We start from the raw sequence: 17,513 nt of genomic DNA, 5'->3' as shown, positions 1-17,513 counted from the left end.
AGTCGGATGGTCGGCCACGCCGTTCCACAAGTCCAGTAACATTTTAGGGGCGGTGGATGCGGTAAGTGATATTTATCCCGTGGAACGGAATATCCATCATTACTAAAATAAGCGCTCAACTCCGGTAGGCGTAACCCGTCGCTCAAGATCGAGTGTGTCTTGCGGTGGGCCTCAAGGGGCGGATGAGGACGCCATCAAAGGGTCCTCGCGCACGGCCTCGACGAGGAAGTCGAGCACGGCCCTGACGCGAAGCGGCATGTTGCGGCGTGATGGATAGACGACGTTGATCGGCAGGCGGGTCGGCGGGAAGTCCGGCATCACGTTCACCAGCCTGCCCGCCTCGATGTCCGGGCAAACGAGGATATGGGAGAGCACTGCCAGGCCGCTCCCGGCCAGCGTCGCGCGGTGGACGGCCACCGCGTTGTTGGCGATCAGCCGGGGCGCAATCCGTACGGCAACCTCGTCCGCCCCGTCGGAAAACGACCAGGTACGAGCGTCGCCGGCCCGGCTATAGCAGATGCATTCATGGGCACGGAGATCGTTTGGCTTTTCCGGTGCAATTCGTCCTTGCAGGTAAGAGGGCGCGGCGACGAGGAAGGCCGTCGTCCAACCGATCCGGCGACACACCAGGCTGCTGTCCGCGACCGGCCCCAGGCGCACTTCGAGGTCAATTCCTTCGCCAACCAGATCCGACGGTTCTTCGCGGAAGACCAATTCGACGGAAAGCCCCGGATGGTTGTCGAGCAGCCCCGCGAGACGATCGCTCACGTAAAGCCCGAGCGGCGCCGGCAGAGTGAGCCGCACCTTGCCCGTTGCCATTGCTCCCTCGACACAGGTGGTTTCGCCGAGGGCGTCGACCGCCTCGATCACCCTTAGCGCCATCGGGATAATCTGCTCGCCTTCGGCCGTCAGGGCGACTGCGCTTGTCGTGCGATGCAGAAGGCGCGTGTTGAGATGCGCTTCCAGCGCCGAAACCTGCCGGGACACGGCCGGCTGCGTCAGCTCGAGGTCGACCGCCGCTGCGGAAAACGACCCGGCCTCAGCCACCCGCAGGAACGTTCGCAGTGCGGATACGATGTCCATCCTCAGCCCCATACATTTGCGCATAAGCCTTATGTCCGCAACGTAGGCAGGAAAGGCTTTACTGTCCAGATATTACGGATATCTTCCATCCATAAGGATATCAGATATCCTTAATTGAGGAGATACCAATGACCCAGCGCCTGAACTACGCCCAGCAATCGCCGGAGCTCTTCAAGAAGCTCGCGGACCTCAGCATGGCTCTCAAAGACAGCGTCATCGAGCAGAAGATCCACGATCTCGTCCAGATCCGCGCATCGCAGATCAACGGCTGCGGATTTTGCCTCGACATGCATGTGAAGGAAGCTAAAATTCACGGCGAAAGCGAGTTGCGTCTTTACCACATTGCAATCTGGCGGGAGTCGAACCTTTTCGTCCCGCGCGAGCGCGCCGTACTTGCCTGGACCGAAGCTTTAACGAGGCTGCCCGAAGGCGGCATCCCCGACGAACTCTACGAGCGGGTGCGCGGCCAGCTTTCGGAGAAGGAAATCTCGGATCTGACCTTCTCGATCATGGTCATCAATGCCTGGAACCGCGCCAGCGTCGCCTTCAAGAACGTGCCCGGTTCCGCTGACAAGCTCTACGGTCTCGACAAGGCCGGCCTGAACTAGCTCTGCGCATCTTCGCTGACCCGTTGAACAACGCGGCGCGAACGCTGCCGTAAACGGAGGAGTCTCATGAAAATCGTCATCATTGGCGGAACCGGGCTCATCGGTTCCAAGACCGTCGACCGCCTGCGCAAGCAGGGTCATGAAGTGATTGCCGCCTCTCCCAACACCGGCGTCAACACGATCACCGGCGAAGGCCTGGCCGAAGCGCTTGCCGGCACCGACGTGGTGATCGACCTCGCCAACTCGCCGTCCTTCGAGGACAAGGCGGTGATGGAATTCTTCGAGACCTCGGGCCGCAACCTGCTTGCGGCGGAAAAGGTCGCCGGCGTCAAGCACCATATCGCGCTTTCGGTCGTCGGCACGGAGCGCCTGCAGGAGAGCGGCTACTTCCGTGCCAAGCTTGCTCAGGAACGGCTGATCAAGGCCTCCGGCATTCCCTACACGATCGTCCACTCGACGCAGTTCATGGAGTTCCTTGGCGGCATTGCCCAGTCCGGTACCGTCGGCGAGACGGTGCACCTGTCGCCCGCCTATATGCAGCCGATCGCCTCCGACGACGTGGCGGACACCATGGCAGACGTTGCCCTTGCTCGGCCCGTCAACGGCACGATCGAGATTGCCGGACCCGAGCGGTCGCGGCTCAGCGACCTCGTCGGTCGCTATCTGAAGGCGATGGGTGACGCCCGCAAGATCGAACCGGATCCCGAGGCACGCTATTTCGGTGCCCGGCTGGAGGATGGCTCGCTCGTTACCGACAACAATCCTCGCCTCGGCCGGATCACTTTTGAAGAGTGGTTCGCAACTTCTGCCCGGAAATGACCGAGCACCGGCGCGCCGCAGCCTGTGGCGCGCCGTCCAACCGATCACAGGAGTTTCGAAATGCCGAAGTCAATCGTCGCCGCCCTGGCGGTCGCGGCAATGCTTTCTGGAACTGCCGCGGCTCACGACACGCCTGCCGGCAAGGCCAACAAGGTCACGCTCGTCTATGAGCATGAATTGCCGAACGTTCCGGGCAAGAGCATCAGGGGCGTTCTGGTCGAATATGGTCCCGGCGGCTTTTCCGAGGCCCACACCCATCCGAGCTCCGCCTTTATCTACGCGACGGTTCTGGAAGGCGCCATCCGCAGCCAGGTGAATGACGAACCGGAAAAGGTCTATCATGCCGGCGAGAGTTTCTCGGAGATGCCCGGCGACCGCCACGGCGTCAGCGCGAACGACAGCGACACGAAACCCGCAAAGCTGCTGGCAGTCTTCGTCGTCGATACCGATCAGAAGGAGTTGACCTTCCCGATCGAGAAGTAGTTCAAAGGGAGGGCTGGATGCTGTTGCTGGCATCCGGCCCTGCCGCTGAACCGCACATCCTCGCGAGTGAGCCCCGCCATGATCGCCGATCCGGTTTTGCTGCCGTTCCTCCTGATAAACCTTCTTGGGATTGCCGGCGTTGTCGTGTGGCATCTGCAGGGGCGCGGTCGCCCGACCGCCCGTTTGATCGTCCAGATCCTGTTCTTCACCGCCATGACCGCCATACTCGGCCTCAGCGGGATCCTGCCGCACCGGGTCAACGAGACACACCTGACCGGCTTCGCTGCATTTCTCTCGACATCCGCAAGGGTCCTCTGGTGGACGCATCTCGCATGGGCGACCATCGGATTCGTGCGCATCTACATCGTCCTGGACCGGCGACCGAGGGAAGCGCGCCTTTTCCAGGATCTGATTATCGGCGTCGTCTATCTCGGTGTGGCGCTGTCGATCATGGGCTTCGTCTTCGGTGCACCCATCGGCGCGCTGACCACGACTTCCGGCGTGGTCGCCATTATCCTGGGTCTTGCGCTGCAGAACACCCTTAGCGACCTGTTCTCGGGCGTCGCGCTGACGCTGGGGCGGCCCTTCGCCATCGGCGACTGGATTCAGCTCGACGACGGCACCGAAGGGCGTGTCGTTGAAAACAACTGGCGCTCCACCCACCTGCTCACACTCGCGAACAATGTCGTCGTCCTGCCGAACAGCGTGTTGGCAAAGGTTGGGCTGACCAACCTCAGCCGTCCGGACGAGACGCATCAGATCTTCCTGATCGTCCGTATCGCGGCAACGCACATGCCTCACGTTGTCGAAGAGGTCCTGCGAACTGCGCTTCAAGCCTGCGAGCGGATCGTCCATGATCCACCGCCATCCGTCGGTCTCAAGGCGATCGACGCAGTGGCTATCGAGGCGGAGCTCATGTTTCGCGTGGTCGGGCCGGCCAACCGCACGCCGGCGAGAAACGAAGTGATCGATCAGGTCGATCGTCACTGCAAGGAGAGCGGCCTTTCCTTCGCAATGCCGCCCCAGAGCTACCTCTATGCCCTCCCCACCCCGGGCAAAGAGCCGCAGGCGGCGATGGGCTCACGCTCATCCGGCACGCTCTAGCACCCATTCGAAACTGCTTTTCCACAGCTCCGCCGGAATCTCCTTCGCCAGGGTGTCGATGAGATCCGACAGCCGGACGCTGCGCAGCTTGTCGCGCCATGCTTCGTCGGCTTCCCACATCACGCGCGCCACGGCGCAAGCTCCGCTTTCACAATAGCCTTGCGGACGGCATGGATTGTTGGCGCGGATATTGTTGCAGACGAACGTGCGTGCCTTGCCCTCTACCGCTTCGACGATATCGAGGAAGGTCAGCTCGGCTGGCGTTCCGGCCAGGCGGTAGCCGCCCGAGGGACCAAGCGTCGTATGGACAAGCCCCGCCTGCGAGAGGCTCTGCAGCGCCTTCGACAGATATTCCTTCGGGACGCCATGAAACTCGGCGAGCGCCTTGGTCGACAAATAGCGGCCCTCGGGCAGACCGGCGAGAATGGCGCAGCAATGCAGTGCCCATTCCACTTGACTTTTCAGGATCATCGATGACTACCGGGTCGATGCTGATCGACAGTTATTACGGATAATAGATATCCCTATTTGCCAACTGTGTAAACACGGCCCCGCTATCCGATGGCGGAACTCGGTTCGGTGCATACAAGAAGTGGGGCCACTGCGGCGGCGTGCCGGGACCTATCCTGGTTAGATCAAAAGCCGCGGGGAACGCAGTCACTCCGACACCGTGTCCGTCGACGCAAATCGGAAGCGTCACACTTGGGCGGAATTGAGTATCCAAATTGCGCAGGCCTATCCATCTCGCGAGGCTTTCGTTGCTTTCGCGGCAAAGCTGTGAGGTTTCGTTAAACATCACAACCCTTGATGATGCGGCGACGTCGCGCCGCTGCTGCCCCAGGGCAACCTCGCGCCCACTCCTGCCGCTCGAATGATTTGAGGGCCTTTCTCCAACATGTCATCCGCGTTCAGGACGATACAATGAAAAACTGGTCGATTACTCTCAAGATGCTGGTCATTCTCGGGGCCTTCGGATTGTTTTCCCTAGGTACCGGCTACTACACCTCAACACAGATCATGAAGATCGATACGGCATATTCGAACCTGCTCGTCGGGCAGGTTCGTGCCTCGCAGAGCATGGCCTCGGCATCCCGGGCCTTGCAGCGGGCAAGAGCCGCAATCGCCGACATCGTCATGCTGTCCGATCCCAAGGCGGTTGAGGTGGCCAATGCCGAGCTGACCACAGCCAAGCAGACGTTTTCAGAGCTGATGGACACCGCGGCTCAAGCGAGCCCCGGAAATGCAAAGATCCCGGAATTCAAGCAGACGGGCCTGGACATTCTTGAAAAGCGCTGTGCGCGAACTCTCGATCAAGGGTCGAAGACGACGAATGCCGCGGAAGTGATGTCCGCAGTCAAGACGTTCGGGACCGAGTGCCAACCCGGCTTTCCGGAGCTGACCGACAGGATCGTCGCCGAAACCCGCCATCTGGAACAGGTGATGCTCAAGGCCAGCGACGATCTGACGGGCGTTTCCACGTCGACCAGCAACAATACGCTCTACATTCTGATCGGTGGTCTGACTCTCGTTCTTGCGGCCTCCTATTTCGCCGTGAATGCATGGGTTGTGAAACCGATCGACGCACTTCGCGAACTGATGGCGGCCCTCGCCGGCGGCAATCTCGATGTCGATGTCGAGGGAACCGAACGCCGCGATGAAATCGGCAAGATGGCCGCGGCTGTTCAGGTGTTCAAGGACAATGGCCTCAGGGCGCGTGAGCTGGAAGGCCAGTCCGAGGAAATGCGGGCTGCCGCCGAGCGCAACCGCCAGGCGGAGCAGGAGCGGATCGCCCGCGAGGCGGAGCAACTGCGCGTTGCCACGTCGACGCTCGGAGACGCTCTGAAGCGGCTTGCCCACGGGGACCTCGCCTGCGCCATCAGTACCGCTTTCGCCGCCGAATACGAGCCGCTCCGCACCGACTTCAACACGACGGTCGATCAGTTGAGCCGGACCATCAGTTTCGTCGCCGTCTCGGTGCACAGCATGGACAATGGCACACGGGAGATTTCATCCGGCGCGAACGACCTTTCCAAGCGCACCGAGCAGCAGGCGGCCTCGCTGGAGGAAACCGCCGCGGCCCTGGATCAGATCACCGCAAATGTCGGCAACTCGACCAAGCGCACGGAGGAAGCCCGCACTGTCGCCAGCCGCGCCAACCAATCGGCGGTGCATTCGGCCGGGGTGGTTTCCCAGGCCGAAGAGGCGATGAAGAAGATCGAGGAGAGCTCGCAGCAGATCTCCAACATCATCGGCGTGATCGACGAGATCGCCTTCCAGACTAACCTTTTGGCGCTGAATGCCGGCGTCGAAGCCGCCCGCGCCGGGGAGGCCGGCAAGGGCTTCGCCGTCGTGGCGCAGGAAGTCCGCGAGCTCGCCCAACGCTCGGCCCAGGCCGCCAAGGAGATCAAGGGCCTGATCCAGAATTCCTCCGCCGATGTCGGCAGCGGCGTCAAGCTGGTGCGCGACACCGGCGAGGCATTGAAGACGATCGGCGGCTTCATCGTCGAGATCAACACCCATATGGAAGCGATCGCGATCTCGGCCAAGGAACAGTCGACCGGGCTTGCCGAAATCAATACCGCCGTCAACCAGATGGATCAGACGACGCAGCAGAACGCGGCGATGGTGGAGCAGTCCAGTGCCGCCGCCGTCTCGCTGGCGCAGGAGGCGGCGAAACTGCGCGACCTCGTCGGCCAGTTCAGGCTCGACGCCACCGCCCAGTCGGCGCCGGGCCAGGCAGCGCGTGCAGCCGCCCCGGACAGCAAGCCGGTCGCTTCCCCCGCCCGCGCCCTTGGCCGGAAAATCGCCAGTGCCTTTGGCGGCAAGGCGACGGCCGCGGCTGCCGCCGCCGAGGATTGGGAGGAATTCTGAGGAGCGGCGGAAGATTTCCGCCGCAATAGACAGACCTCTCTTCGGTCTGCACGGAAGGCCATCGGATCAAGATGATCCGATGGCCTTTCCGCTTTTCTTAATAGGGCCATAACAGGAAGATCGGAAAAAATCGACGTGCATGTCACACTGGCAGGAGCCTGTCTCGTCATGGTGTCGTAACCAACAAAGGAAAGCTACCATGACCGCCAAACTTGATCCTTTTGCCGCTGCCCCTTCCCTCATGAAGAACTGGATGAGCACATCGATCGCCGTCGCGTCGAGTCTCGAGCCAACGCTGATCGAACTCGTCAAGATCCGTGCATCGCAGATCAACGCCTGCGCCAACTGCATCAACATGCACACGGCGGAAGCGCGGGCGAAGGGCGAGACGGAGCAGCGGATCTACCTTCTGTCGGCCTGGCGCGAGGCGCCGTGCTATACCGGTCGCGAACGCGCCGCGCTCGCCTGGACGGAGGCCCTGACACGTCTGTCGGAAGGACATACGCATGAAAGTGTCTACCAGGCCTTGCAGGCCGAGTTCACGGAGGAGGAGCAGGTGAAGCTCACGCTGATGATCAATGTCATCAATGGCTGGAACCGCATCGCGATCGGCTTCGGCCTGTGGGTCGATCCGGCAACCGCAGCCGCCGCTGCCAAGGCGGTCGCCTGATGGCCGGCGCCGGGCACGAGGATGCAGCGGCGGATTTCGATCCGCTGCGTCCGAAGCTCATGCGCGTCGCCTATCGTATGCTCGGCTCCGTTGCCGATGCCGAGGACATCATTCAGGAGGCCTTCATCCGCTGGATGGGGGCCGACCGTGCGGCGGTGCGCGAGCCCGAGGCCTTCCTGCGTCGTACGGTGACGCGGCTCTGCCTCGATCAGCTGAAATCGGCCCGGCGTCAGCGCGAGACCTATGTGGGCCCCTGGCTTCCCGATCCCGTCGTCGAAGAGGAGGAAGAGGAAGACGTCACCCTGCCGCTGATGCTGGCCCTGGAACGCCTGTCGCCCCTCGAACGCGCCGCCTTCCTGCTGCACGACGTGTTCGGCCTGGCTTTCGAGGAGGTCGCGACAACCATCCAGCGCGACCCGGCTGCCTGCCGGCAGCTCGCCGCGCGCGCCCGTGCGCATGTCCGTGAGGAGCGGCCGCGCTTCCGGATCGAGAAACAGCGCGGCCTCGAGCTTGCGAGAGCTTTCTTCACTGCCTCGCGCAGCGGCGACATGAAAGGGCTCGGTGCGATGCTGGCGGCCGATGTCAGCGTCCATTCCGACGGCGGCGGCAAGCGCCCGGCAGCCATGCAGCCGATCGTCGGGTTCGATGCCGTGATGAAGCTACACGAATATCTGGCGGCTCTGTTCCGGAAGGACGGCTCGAAGCTTGTTCGTGCCGGTTTCGTCAACGGACTGCCCGGTTTCGTCACGCTGGAGGCCGATGGCGAACTCCAGACGACTGCGCTCGAAATCGAGGATGGAAAAGTCGCGGCGATCTATGTGGTGCGCAACCCCGACAAGCTCAGGCACCTGCATTAGGGGCTACTCTCGGGGCGAAGTTAGAAGATTCGCGGGGCATGGGCGACCCGGCCGACGCATCTCGCCGGCCGGTCGTTCCGTCAGATTTCGGCGGGCAGGAAGTCCGAAATCGGCACCTGAAGGGCTATGGCGATTCGCTTCAGTTTTGCCGGACTGTTGTCGATGCCGCTTTCAATTTCGTTAATTTCAGCATTGGCGAGACCGCAAGTGACGGCGAGATCCTCGATGCTGTAGCCAACGGCTTCACGAGCGGCCCGGACGCGAGCGGCGATATCGCCGCCGAGTATGGCAGAGGCGTGCCTTTCGCCAATGCTGGAGGGTGAAATGGACATAAATGTCTCCTTCTCTTGGCATGAAATTCTTGCGAATTCGCGGTTGAGTGCGGGTGACACACGCCTTGGGACAAGCGGTAACGTTTTATGTCAATGTTGTAACATGAACAAGCCGAAATGCGCGGCAGGACTACGATTGCGCTCCTAAGGCGATCACAAATGGGACTGTCCACAGCTTCCACAGGCATCAAAACCAGTTTTCATCAGGCCCGGTTGCCCGTACACTGACAGCATGATTGTTACTGATTTGGCTGCATTTCAGCACCTACGGATATTCAGTCGCATATTTGCATTGAACGGGCTGCTGCCCGCCCCTGAATGCGGGCATTGCAACGGCAGTCTCGGACCTCTCCGACGTTCACAGGACGGACGATTGCCGCCGATCCTGGCGCGGGGCATTGGCCTCGTTGATTCGGTATCGCTGCGAGCCTGCATCCACTGCAGGACCGACCGAGATCGCAAAAACCCTGAACCGTCTGTTGGTGCGTCGTGCTTGCCGATGGGCTCGGTGTACCGACCGTCGGGTTAGGCCCGACAGGCCGTGCCCCTCGAAAGGGAGGAACTGACGATGACGAAACCGACCGGCAAGAAGACTGCGCCCCAACCGCCGGCCGCACCACCGGAGGGCAGCATCTGGCAGCAGTTCGACATGATGCGGCGTGCCTTCGTCGCCTCGCCTGTTCTGAAGCCGATCCTGTGGCTGACAGCCGGCAGTTTCACCGTTATCGTCGTCACCGCGATCGGGCAGATCATTCTCAACCGCTGGTACCGGCCTTTCTTCGACGCGATCGAACGGCGCGACCTCAACGCCTTTTTCTATCAGCTGATGCTGTTCCTCGTCATCGCCGGTGTTCTCCTGGTGTTCAACGTCACCCAACAGTGGCTCAATCAGATGGTGCGGCTGAAGCTGCGTGAAGGACTGACATTGGACCTGATCGGCCAATGGATGCGGCCGCGGCGCGCCTTTCGGCTCGCCAATGCGGGCACCATCGGCGTCAACCCCGATCAGCGGATGCAGGAGGACGCGGGCCACCTCGCCGATCTCACCACCAGCCTCGGCTTCGGCCTTGTGCAATCGTCGATTTTGCTCATATCCTTCGTCGGCGTCCTGTGGTCGCTCTCATCCGGCTTCGCCTTCCAGATCGGCGACAGGTCCCTGGAAATCCCCGGCTACATGGTCTGGGCGGCGATCCTCTACGCCGGCTCGGCATCCTGGCTGAGCTGGCTGGTAGGCCGCCCCCTGATCCACTTGAACGGCGACCGCTATGCGCGGGAGGCCGATCTGCGCTTCTCGATGATGCACGCCAACGAGCATATCGACGGCATATCGCTTGCGGGCGGTGAGGCGGGAGAGCGCCGGCGGCTGGAGCTCGATCTCTCCTCGGTGCTCGGCGCCATGCGCAACATATTCCGCGCCGAAATCAACCTTGCCTGGGTCCAGGACGGCTATGGCTGGGTCACGGTCGTGGCACCCATCCTCGTCGCCGCGCCCGTCTATTTCGCCGGGAACATCAGTTTCGGCGGCCTGATGATGGCGGTTGGCGCTTTCAACCAGGTCCATACGTCGCTCAAATGGTTCGTCGCCAATGTCAGTGCGATTACCGATTGGCGGGCGACGCTCCTGCGCGTCGCCGCGTTCCGCCGCGCGCTGATCGTGGCGGACACCCTGCACGACAAGGAAAAGCGGATCGAATTCGTCGAAAACGACAGAGCCAGCCTGACGTTCGACAATCTCGAAGTGGTCTCGCCGTCGGGGCGAACGAGGCTCGCCGAGCCCCATATCGAGATCGCTGCCGGGCAGCGCGTCATCATCAGCGGCGATCCACGCGCCGGCAAGACATTGCTCTTTCGTGCGCTTGCCGGTCTCTGGCCTTGGGGCAGCGGACGCGTCGGTTTGCCCGCCGACGATGGCGTCGCCTTCATTCCACGCGACCCCTATTTCCCGCGCGGTCGGCTGCGCAATGCCCTCGCCTATCCTCGCGCCGACGGCTTTGCCGATTCGGAGATTGTCGCCGCCCTCTCGAAGGTCGGTCTCGACCACCTTGCGGCATCGCTCGACCGCGAGGCCCGGTGGGAGCGCGAACTCAGCGACGATGATCAGCGCCTCTTGGCTTTTGCGCGGCTACTCCTGCAACGGCCGCGTTGGGTGATCATCGATGAAGCGCTCGAGACGATGGACAGCGATGCGCTGAAGCTGGCGCTGTCGATCTTCGAGACCGACCTCAAGGAAACTGCGGTCGTCAAGATCGGCCGCACGCCGCGCAATGGCGCGCTGTTTTCTCGCGTCATCCATCTCGTCAAGGACACCGAAGGGCCGACGCTGAAACCGGTCCGCCTCGACGCTGGCGTGCCCGAGCTGGAGATGGCGGGGTCGAGCGTGCCTTGATTCCAGGCCGTTTAAACGCCCCGCCGATTGCCCCAGATCAGCACATGCAGTTGCGGCAGGACGCGCGCTTCGAACCACTTGTCCTCGATGACCCTGTCGACCAACCAGCGCATCCGCTCCATCACGCCCTCGATGTCGATCGGCGCATCATCGTCCTCCGGCGGTGGCGGGGTGTGGTTACCGGGCTGAAGATAGATGGGCAAGTGCGGACAGCGCGCCGCCGCCGCCCGTGCATAGGCATAGTCGGCCTCGTCGAAGACGACGATCTTCATCACGGTCTGCGGCTTGCCCTCAGCCATCCGAAGACAGGCGTCGAATGCCTCCCAATCCGTCTCCATGCCGCTCGATGGCGGTTTCGGGCTCAACACCAGCATGTCGAGTTCGGCGAACCAGTCGCGCGCGACGGATCCTTGCGTCTCCAGGGCGAAACGATAGCCCTCTCGGTGACCGCGGGCGATCAGCGCCCCGAGCGGCTGGATCGCGGATTGCCGCCCGAAAGCGAGACCATCACCGGCAAACCTCCGGAAAGCCGGGTGACTTCGTTCCAGACTTCCTCGGTGGTCATCGCCCGCCATTGGTCGCGATACGCGCTGTCGACGGCGTGCAGGCTGTCGCACCAGGAACAGCGGTAGTCACAACCGCCGGTCCGAACGAATACGGTTGGCAGGCCGGTAAGCGCGCCTTCGCCCTGGATCGTCGGTCCGAAGATCTCGCTGACGCGGATCTCGGCGGGTCGCATGCCGGTCATGGCCGATATTCCGCCCAGGTCTTCGCCGTCTCGCTGACGCGCACGGCGCTCGTCTCCGGAAGCCGCGCCTTGCACCATTCATAGAAATGCTGTGCCAGGCACTCCGCCGTCACCCGATCGTGGCCGAGCACGTCGTTCAGGTGGCGGTGGTCGAATGTCTCGTCGATATAGTGCTTCAGCGGCGCAAGCTCATGATAGTCGCGCACAAATCCGTGCTCGTTGAGCGTCTCGGCCGAAAGCTCCACCTCGACGACATAGTTATGCCCATGCAGCCTTGCGCACTGATGCTCGGGCGGCAGGCTCTTCAGCTGGTGCGAGGCGGAGAAGTGAAACTCCTTGGTGATGCGGAACATCATTTCACCTCCTCTGCGGAGAAGGCGCGTGTGGCCGCAACCCAGAAATCCGGATCCTCGTACTCCGTCGGATCGACGACGCCGGCGAGATGGAAGGCTTCGCGCCGCTCGACGCAGGTGCCGCAGCGTCCGCAATGGCGCGCGCCGCCCTTGTAGCAGGACCAGGTTTCGGCAAAGGGCGTGTGGTGCTTCGCGCCATCGGCGACGATGTCAGCCTTCGAGACATTGACATAGGGCGTATGGAGGGTGACGTCAGCATATCCGTCAAGCGCATGGTTCTGCATTGTCTGGAAGGCATCGATGAAGCCCGGCCGACAGTCGGGATAGATAAAGTGATCGCCGCCATGCACGGCGGCAGCGACCGCATCGGCCTTGCGAGCCGCGGCGACGCCGAAGGCGATCGCCAGCATGATGGCGTTGCGGTTAGGCACGACCGTCGTCTTCATCGTCTCTTCCGCGTAGTGGCCGTCAGGCACGTCGATATCGTCGGTCAGCGCCGAGCCGGTCAGGTGCCGGCCGATCTCGCGAATGTCGATGACCTGGTGCGGCACGCCGAGGCGCCTGGCGCAGGCGGCGGCGAAATCCAGCTCCTTGCGATGCCGCTGGCCGTAGTCGAACGACAGGAGGCCGAGAAGCTCGTGTTCCGCCGCGATCCTGTGGGCAAGCGAAACGGAATCCAATCCGCCGGAGCAGATTACGATGGTTTTCATGACAGGTGTCCTTGTTTTGACCGGGTAGGCTGCGACCGGTATTACCTGCCGGCCTTTTAGGCCAAAGCGGATGGTTTGTGAATGGCCGGTCGGGCAAGAAAGTCTTTCTTGCCCGACCGGCGGTAGGCTGGCGACGGAACGCACTCAGCCGTCGCTGAGCACGAGCCCCTTGGTGAGTTCCAGCGCCTGCCTTTCGAAAAGGCCCCGGTAGATGCCACCCCTGAGCCGGATGAGCGTGTCGTGATCGCCCTCCTCCGCGATGCGGCCCCGGTCGAAGACCAGCAGGCGATCGAGCGCCCGGACGGTCGACAGCCGGTGAGCGATCACCAGCGTGGTGCGCCCGGTCATCAGCCGTTCCATCGCCCTCTGGATCAGCACCTCGGATTCGGAATCGAGGCTCGACGTCGCCTCGTCGAGGATCAGGATCGGCGCATCCGCCAGGAAGGCGCGGGCGATGGCGACGCGCTGACGCTCGCCGCCGGAAAGCTTGACGCCGCGTTCGCCCACCAGGGTCGCATAGCCCTTCGGCAGGGCCGTGATGAAGTCGTGCGCGCTGGCAAGACGCGCGGCCTCTTCGACCTCGTGCTGCGTCGCGCCGGGGCGCCCATAGGCGATGTTCTCGGCAAGCGAGCGGTGAAACAGCACCGGCTCCTGCTGGACGATGGCGATCTGCTGGCGCAGCGACGCCTGTGTGACGCCGGCAATATCCTGCCCGTCGATGCGGATATCGCCCGACTTCAAATCATGGAGCCGCTGGATCAGCTTGACGAACGTCGTCTTGCCGGAGCCCGAATGGCCGACAAGCCCGACCCGTTCGCCCGGGCGGATCGCCACCGAAAACCCGTCATAGAGGGGCGCCCGATGGGCTCCGTAGTGGAAGGTCACGTTGCGGAACTCGATCCCGCCGTCGGCGATGCGGATCGGCCGGGCACCGGCGCGGTCTTCGACGCCGAGCGGCTGGGCGTGGATGGCGACAAGTTCCTCCATGTCGTTGACCGAACGCTGCAGGTTGCGGATGTGCATGCCGATCTCCCGCAGATAGCCCTGCAGGATGAAGAAGGCGGTGAGCACAAAGGTGATGTCGCCGGCGCTCGCCTTGCCCTCGGCCCAGAGCATCAGCGCAAATCCGATGACCGCGGCGCGCAGGACGAGGAGCATGGCGCCTTGCACCGTGCCGTTGAGCGTCGCGCGCGACCAGGTCCGGTCGGTCCGGTTTTCCCACTTGCGCAGCACCCGGGCGAGCCGGGCGTCCTCGCGCTTCTCCGCGCCGAAGCCCTTGACGACGGCGTTGCAGCTCACCGCATCGGCGAGCGCGCCGCCGAGACGCGTGTCCCAGCTGTTGGCAAGACTTGCCATCGGCGCGACATAGCCGAGCGACAGCAAAACCGTGACCGCGATGAAGAGCACGGAGCCAAGCCCGACGACCGCTCCCATGATCGGCCAATACCAGCTCATCAACGCCGTCGAGCCTATCAGCATGACGATCGAGGGAAACAGCGCGACGAGCAGCGTGTCGTTAAAGAGGTCCAGCGCCCACATGCCGCGCGTGACCTTGCGTACGGTCGAGCCGGCAAAGCTGTTGGCATGCCAGTCGCTGGAGAGCCGCTGGATGTGATGAAAGGCGCCTGCGGCGATGTCGGACATCATGATCAGCGTGAGCCGCACGATGATCATGAAGGCGACATGCCTCAGGACGACGGCGCCGAGCGACAGGACCAGCAGAATCAGAAACGCCGAAACCGCTAAATTCCAGGCACTCGCATCGGTGGCGGAACCGGATACCACCGCATCGACGAGCCGACCGGAATAGAGCGGCGTCAGCACATCGGCCAGTGTGGACAGAAGCACTGCGCCAAGAATGCCGGCAAGCCGCGCCGGCTGCTTCTTCCAGTGCGCCCAGGAAAAACGGAAAACATTGCGGAAGGCACGATCACGCGCCGCAAAACGAGTAAACGCCATATGACTTGCCCGGTGGCGACGCACCGGCCTCAATATCTGGTCAATGATGGAAATGCCGCGAAAAGACGGTCAGTGCGGCATCGATGACGCGGCGCCGTCTCCGAGAAAAGGAGCGGCCGGACGGTGCGGATCCCGTCGCGTGATCAGTAAGCGCAAGCGCTCCCGGTCACGACTGCAGGATCGTGAGCCGTCCGTAGGGAGAAGGAATTGACAGTCATCGTAACCTCCCTGATCTGATTGCCGGAGGACGGCTTATAGTTGAAGACGGCGCTGGCGCCAAGCGTAAATATTGTGTTCGCGTCACGCGACAGCGAAGTGCTGCATGTCTGCCACAGTGACGGCGACTTCGCGGGACCTTGCAAAGCGAACCACCATTCGCCGTTGTGTGAAGTGCCATCTTTTGCAGAACTTACACACTGCGTTGGAAATTCGCCGCTATTGGTTGCGAAAGCCTATGCGTTCCATTCCAATGTCCGAAAGTCATTCCCTGAGGTTGCCCGTGCAGAACAACAACATCCTCGTCGTCGGCGGTGCCGGCTATATCGGCTCCCACACCTGCCTCCATCTGGCCGAAAAGGGTTATCACCCGGTCGTCTACGACAACCTTTCCAACGGCCACGAGGAATTCGTCCGTTGGGGCGTGCTGGAGAAGGGCGACATCCGCGACCGGCGGCGCCTCGACGAGGTCCTGGCCCGCCACAAGCCGCGGGCGGTGCTGCATTTCGCCGCGATGATCGAAGTCGGCGAATCGGTCAAGGATCCGGTCGCCTTCTACGACAACAACGTCATCGGAACGCTGACTCTGCTGTCGGCGACGCTCGCCGCCGGCATCGAGGCTTTCGTCTTCTCGTCGACCTGCGCCACCTATGGCCTGCCGGACAGCGTACCGATGGACGAAACGCACAAGCAGGCTCCGATCAACCCCTATGGCCGCACCAAGTGGGTCTGCGAACAGGCGCTCAAGGACTACGGCCTCTACAAGGGCCTGCGATCGGTGATCCTGCGCTACTTCAACGCCGCCGGCGCCGATTTCGAGGGCCGCATCGGCGAGTGGCACGAGCCGGAGACCCACGCGATCCCGCTGGCGATCGACGCGGCACTCGGGCGGCGCGACGGCTTCAAGGTCTTCGGAACGGACTATGAGACGCGCGACGGCACCTGCGTGCGCGACTATATCCATGTCCTCGACCTCGCCGATGCGCATGTCCGCGCCGTTGACTACCTGCTCGAGGGCGGCGACAGCGTCGAACTCAACCTCGGAACCGGTACCGGAACGACGGTGAAGGAGTTGCTCGACGCCATCGAAAAGGTCTCCAGACGACCGTTCGACGTCAGCTATGTCGGGCGCCGCGACGGCGATTCGACGACGCTCGTCGCCAACAACGACAAGGCCCGACAAGTGCTCGGCTGGGAGCCCCAATACGACCTGGCGGCAATCACCGAGTCGGCCTGGAACTGGCATTCGCGCCGGAACGGCTAGAGCAAACCGGTAGGACCTGCCGGGCCTAATCGGCGGCAGGCCCGGCAAGACCGACTGCTGCAGGCGGCGTGCGTCTGGGCTGCAGCAGGGGGCGTTCGAGAAGCGCATAGGCTGCGATACCGGCTACGGTCCCCGAAACGATCGCCAGGGCCATCGACATCACCGGAGGAATGCCGAGCATGCTTCCCGCCTTGGCGACCACCGAGATCGCGAAGGTGTGCCACAGATAGATCGAATAGGACGCATTGCCGAGCAGGATCGGCAAGTTCAGCGTCGGCACCCGCCCGCTTGCCTCGAGCGACAGCGCGCCGAAAACCAACAGAACCGCCAGCGGCCCTGTCGTCCGTTCATCAAAGGGGAGATGAAGGGATCCGATCAGGGCGAAGCCGCCAAGCGAAGAGGCGATCAGCAAAGAACCGGCCGCCACCCCGGGAATTCTGCCTTTCAGCCAGAGCTCGCCGAGGATCATACCGGCCACGAATTCGAGGATGATCGGCCGGGTATAGGTCAGCGACAGGGCATCTTCGAGGGGAGCGACCCAGCCGATCGTCACCAGCGCCACGAAGAGGCCGGCGATGGCCGGCAGGCGCCAATGGCGCGGCAGCAGCAGCGAGGCCGCAAACACGGCGTAGAAGAGCATCTCGAAATTCAGCGTCCAGCCCTGCACGAGCAGCGGCCAGATCTCGCCGCTGCTCGGGGAACGAAAGGGAATGAAGAACAGTGATGCCAGGACGTGGTCGAGGGTCAGCGCCAAGTTGGGAAACAGGCCGGCCAGCGCGCCGGCGATCATCACGGCCGTGGCAAACCAGTAGATCGGCACGATGCGGCGAATGCGATCCCAGATGAATTTCGCGGGGGTCAGGGGCCGACGGTCGCTGATGACCCACATGATGAAGCCGCTGATGACGAAGAAGACGTCGACGCCGGCCGCACCGACTGCAAAATCGTGGCCGGTCTTCTCGGCGGCATGAAAGACCACGACCGCGAGCGCTGCCGCCGCCCGAAGATACTGAATCGTCCGGATCGTCCCCATCGCCCCCTCTGACCGTG

At 62.7% G+C, this 17,513-nt stretch carries 16 protein-coding genes and 1 pseudogene; 9 read left to right on the top strand and 8 right to left on the bottom strand.

What is annotated here, in order from left to right; genetic code table 11:
* Positions 1–171: 171 nt before the first annotated feature.
* A complete protein-coding gene (locus N181_RS19600; protein ID WP_060563734.1) occupies positions 172–1,083 on the bottom strand; it encodes a LysR family transcriptional regulator in 912 nt (303 codons plus the stop codon).
* A 128-nt stretch (positions 1,084–1,211) separates the two neighbouring features.
* Between N181_RS19600 and N181_RS19595 the strand changes: the two genes are divergently transcribed.
* The 4 genes from N181_RS19595 to N181_RS19580 all read left to right on the top strand — a co-directional run bounded on the left by N181_RS19595 (position 1,212) and on the right by N181_RS19580 (position 4,097).
* Positions 1,212–1,691, top strand: coding sequence for a carboxymuconolactone decarboxylase family protein (locus tag N181_RS19595; RefSeq protein WP_060563732.1), 480 nt, complete (start codon positions 1,212–1,214; stop codon positions 1,689–1,691).
* Between the two features lie 66 nt (positions 1,692–1,757).
* On the top strand, positions 1,758–2,510 hold the full coding sequence (locus tag N181_RS19590) for an SDR family oxidoreductase (RefSeq protein WP_037428818.1): 753 nt from the start codon (positions 1,758–1,760) through the stop codon (positions 2,508–2,510).
* 60 nt (positions 2,511–2,570) lie between these two features.
* Complete coding sequence (locus tag N181_RS19585) at positions 2,571–2,993, top strand: cupin domain-containing protein (RefSeq protein WP_060563730.1); 423 nt, start codon at positions 2,571–2,573, stop codon at positions 2,991–2,993.
* A gap of 78 nt (positions 2,994–3,071) precedes the next feature.
* The gene (locus tag N181_RS19580) at positions 3,072–4,097 is read left to right on the top strand and encodes a mechanosensitive ion channel family protein (RefSeq protein WP_037428814.1); all 1,026 of its coding nucleotides are present in this window, start codon (positions 3,072–3,074) and stop codon (positions 4,095–4,097) included.
* On the opposite strand, the gene N181_RS19575 is transcribed toward N181_RS19580, so the two are convergent.
* Positions 4,080–4,568, bottom strand: coding sequence for an RrF2 family transcriptional regulator (locus N181_RS19575; RefSeq protein ID WP_037428812.1), 489 nt, complete (start codon positions 4,566–4,568; stop codon positions 4,080–4,082). The genes N181_RS19580 and N181_RS19575 overlap by 18 nt on opposite strands.
* 450 nt (positions 4,569–5,018) lie before the next feature.
* Between N181_RS19575 and N181_RS19570 the strand changes: the two genes are divergently transcribed.
* From N181_RS19570 to N181_RS19560, 3 genes are all read left to right on the top strand, one after another.
* Entirely contained in the window at positions 5,019–6,968 is a 1,950-nt protein-coding gene (locus N181_RS19570; protein ID WP_060563728.1) for a methyl-accepting chemotaxis protein, read from the top strand.
* Positions 6,969–7,167: 199 nt separating this feature from the next.
* Entirely contained in the window at positions 7,168–7,638 is a 471-nt protein-coding gene (locus tag N181_RS19565) for a carboxymuconolactone decarboxylase family protein (protein ID WP_060563726.1), read from the top strand.
* Positions 7,638–8,495: a sigma-70 family RNA polymerase sigma factor gene (locus N181_RS19560; protein WP_037428806.1), complete on the top strand. Its 858-nt coding sequence runs from the start codon at positions 7,638–7,640 to the stop codon at positions 8,493–8,495. The genes N181_RS19565 and N181_RS19560 overlap by 1 nt, the downstream gene beginning before the upstream one ends.
* A gap of 80 nt (positions 8,496–8,575) precedes the next feature.
* On the opposite strand, the gene N181_RS19555 is transcribed toward N181_RS19560, so the two are convergent.
* The gene (locus N181_RS19555; protein WP_014331518.1) at positions 8,576–8,827 is read right to left on the bottom strand and encodes a helix-turn-helix domain-containing protein; all 252 of its coding nucleotides are present in this window, start codon (positions 8,825–8,827) and stop codon (positions 8,576–8,578) included.
* A 568-nt stretch (positions 8,828–9,395) separates the two neighbouring features.
* Here N181_RS19555 and N181_RS19550 point away from each other — a divergent pair.
* Positions 9,396–11,213, top strand: a complete 1,818-nt coding sequence (locus N181_RS19550) for an ABC transporter ATP-binding protein/permease (RefSeq protein ID WP_037428803.1) — start codon at positions 9,396–9,398, stop codon at positions 11,211–11,213.
* A gap of 11 nt (positions 11,214–11,224) precedes the next feature.
* Here N181_RS19550 and queE read toward each other — a convergent pair.
* From queE to N181_RS19530, 4 genes and pseudogenes are all read right to left on the bottom strand, one after another.
* Positions 11,225–11,961, bottom strand: a pseudogene (queE, locus tag N181_RS19545) (7-carboxy-7-deazaguanine synthase QueE).
* Complete coding sequence (gene queD, locus N181_RS19540; protein ID WP_037428799.1) at positions 11,958–12,314, bottom strand: 6-carboxytetrahydropterin synthase QueD; 357 nt, start codon at positions 12,312–12,314, stop codon at positions 11,958–11,960. Before queD ends, queE begins: the two are co-directional and overlap by 4 nt.
* Entirely contained in the window at positions 12,314–13,024 is a 711-nt protein-coding gene (queC, locus tag N181_RS19535) for a 7-cyano-7-deazaguanine synthase QueC (protein WP_037428797.1), read from the bottom strand. Before queC ends, queD begins: the two co-directional genes overlap by 1 nt.
* Before the next feature lie 144 nt (positions 13,025–13,168).
* Positions 13,169–14,983, bottom strand: a complete 1,815-nt coding sequence (locus N181_RS19530) for an ABC transporter ATP-binding protein (RefSeq protein ID WP_037428795.1) — start codon at positions 14,981–14,983, stop codon at positions 13,169–13,171.
* Between the two features lie 499 nt (positions 14,984–15,482).
* Between N181_RS19530 and galE the strand changes: the two genes are divergently transcribed.
* Entirely contained in the window at positions 15,483–16,463 is a 981-nt protein-coding gene (gene galE / locus N181_RS19525; protein WP_060563765.1) for a UDP-glucose 4-epimerase GalE, read from the top strand.
* Positions 16,464–16,488: 25 nt separating this feature from the next.
* On the opposite strand, the gene N181_RS19520 is transcribed toward galE, so the two are convergent.
* Complete coding sequence (locus tag N181_RS19520; RefSeq protein WP_037428792.1) at positions 16,489–17,496, bottom strand: acyltransferase family protein; 1,008 nt, start codon at positions 17,494–17,496, stop codon at positions 16,489–16,491.
* Positions 17,497–17,513 lie beyond the last annotated feature (17 nt).

The sequence above is a fragment of the Sinorhizobium fredii USDA 205 genome (genome assembly GCF_001461695.1).
Classification (GTDB): Bacteria; Pseudomonadota; Alphaproteobacteria; order Rhizobiales; family Rhizobiaceae; genus Sinorhizobium; species Sinorhizobium fredii.
The sequence above is the reverse complement of the archived record's forward strand: the minus strand, read 5'-3'. Positions and strand labels throughout refer to the sequence as shown.

What these genes read in the sequence shown, in the direction of transcription:
- N181_RS19570 (WP_060563728.1), top strand. Translation starts at nt 5,019, where the DNA reads ATGAAAAACTGGTCGATTACTCTCAAGATGCTGGTCATTCTCGGGGCC.
- N181_RS19590 (WP_037428818.1), top strand. Translation starts at nt 1,758, where the DNA reads ATGAAAATCGTCATCATTGGCGGAACCGGGCTCATCGGTTCCAAGACC.
- queC (WP_037428797.1), bottom strand. Translation starts at nt 13,024, where the DNA reads ATGAAAACCATCGTAATCTGCTCCGGCGGATTGGATTCCGTTTCGCTT.
- N181_RS19555 (WP_014331518.1), bottom strand. Translation starts at nt 8,827, where the DNA reads ATGTCCATTTCACCCTCCAGCATTGGCGAAAGGCACGCCTCTGCCATA.
- N181_RS19565 (WP_060563726.1), top strand. Translation starts at nt 7,168, where the DNA reads ATGACCGCCAAACTTGATCCTTTTGCCGCTGCCCCTTCCCTCATGAAG.
- N181_RS19595 (WP_060563732.1), top strand. Translation starts at nt 1,212, where the DNA reads ATGACCCAGCGCCTGAACTACGCCCAGCAATCGCCGGAGCTCTTCAAG.
- N181_RS19600 (WP_060563734.1), bottom strand. Translation starts at nt 1,083, where the DNA reads ATGGACATCGTATCCGCACTGCGAACGTTCCTGCGGGTGGCTGAGGCC.
- N181_RS19560 (WP_037428806.1), top strand. Translation starts at nt 7,638, where the DNA reads ATGGCCGGCGCCGGGCACGAGGATGCAGCGGCGGATTTCGATCCGCTG.
- N181_RS19530 (WP_037428795.1), bottom strand. Translation starts at nt 14,983, where the DNA reads ATGGCGTTTACTCGTTTTGCGGCGCGTGATCGTGCCTTCCGCAATGTT.
- N181_RS19585 (WP_060563730.1), top strand. Translation starts at nt 2,571, where the DNA reads ATGCCGAAGTCAATCGTCGCCGCCCTGGCGGTCGCGGCAATGCTTTCT.
- N181_RS19575 (WP_037428812.1), bottom strand. Translation starts at nt 4,568, where the DNA reads ATGATCCTGAAAAGTCAAGTGGAATGGGCACTGCATTGCTGCGCCATT.
- N181_RS19550 (WP_037428803.1), top strand. Translation starts at nt 9,396, where the DNA reads ATGACGAAACCGACCGGCAAGAAGACTGCGCCCCAACCGCCGGCCGCA.
- N181_RS19520 (WP_037428792.1), bottom strand. Translation starts at nt 17,496, where the DNA reads ATGGGGACGATCCGGACGATTCAGTATCTTCGGGCGGCGGCAGCGCTC.
- N181_RS19580 (WP_037428814.1), top strand. Translation starts at nt 3,072, where the DNA reads ATGATCGCCGATCCGGTTTTGCTGCCGTTCCTCCTGATAAACCTTCTT.
- queD (WP_037428799.1), bottom strand. Translation starts at nt 12,314, where the DNA reads ATGTTCCGCATCACCAAGGAGTTTCACTTCTCCGCCTCGCACCAGCTG.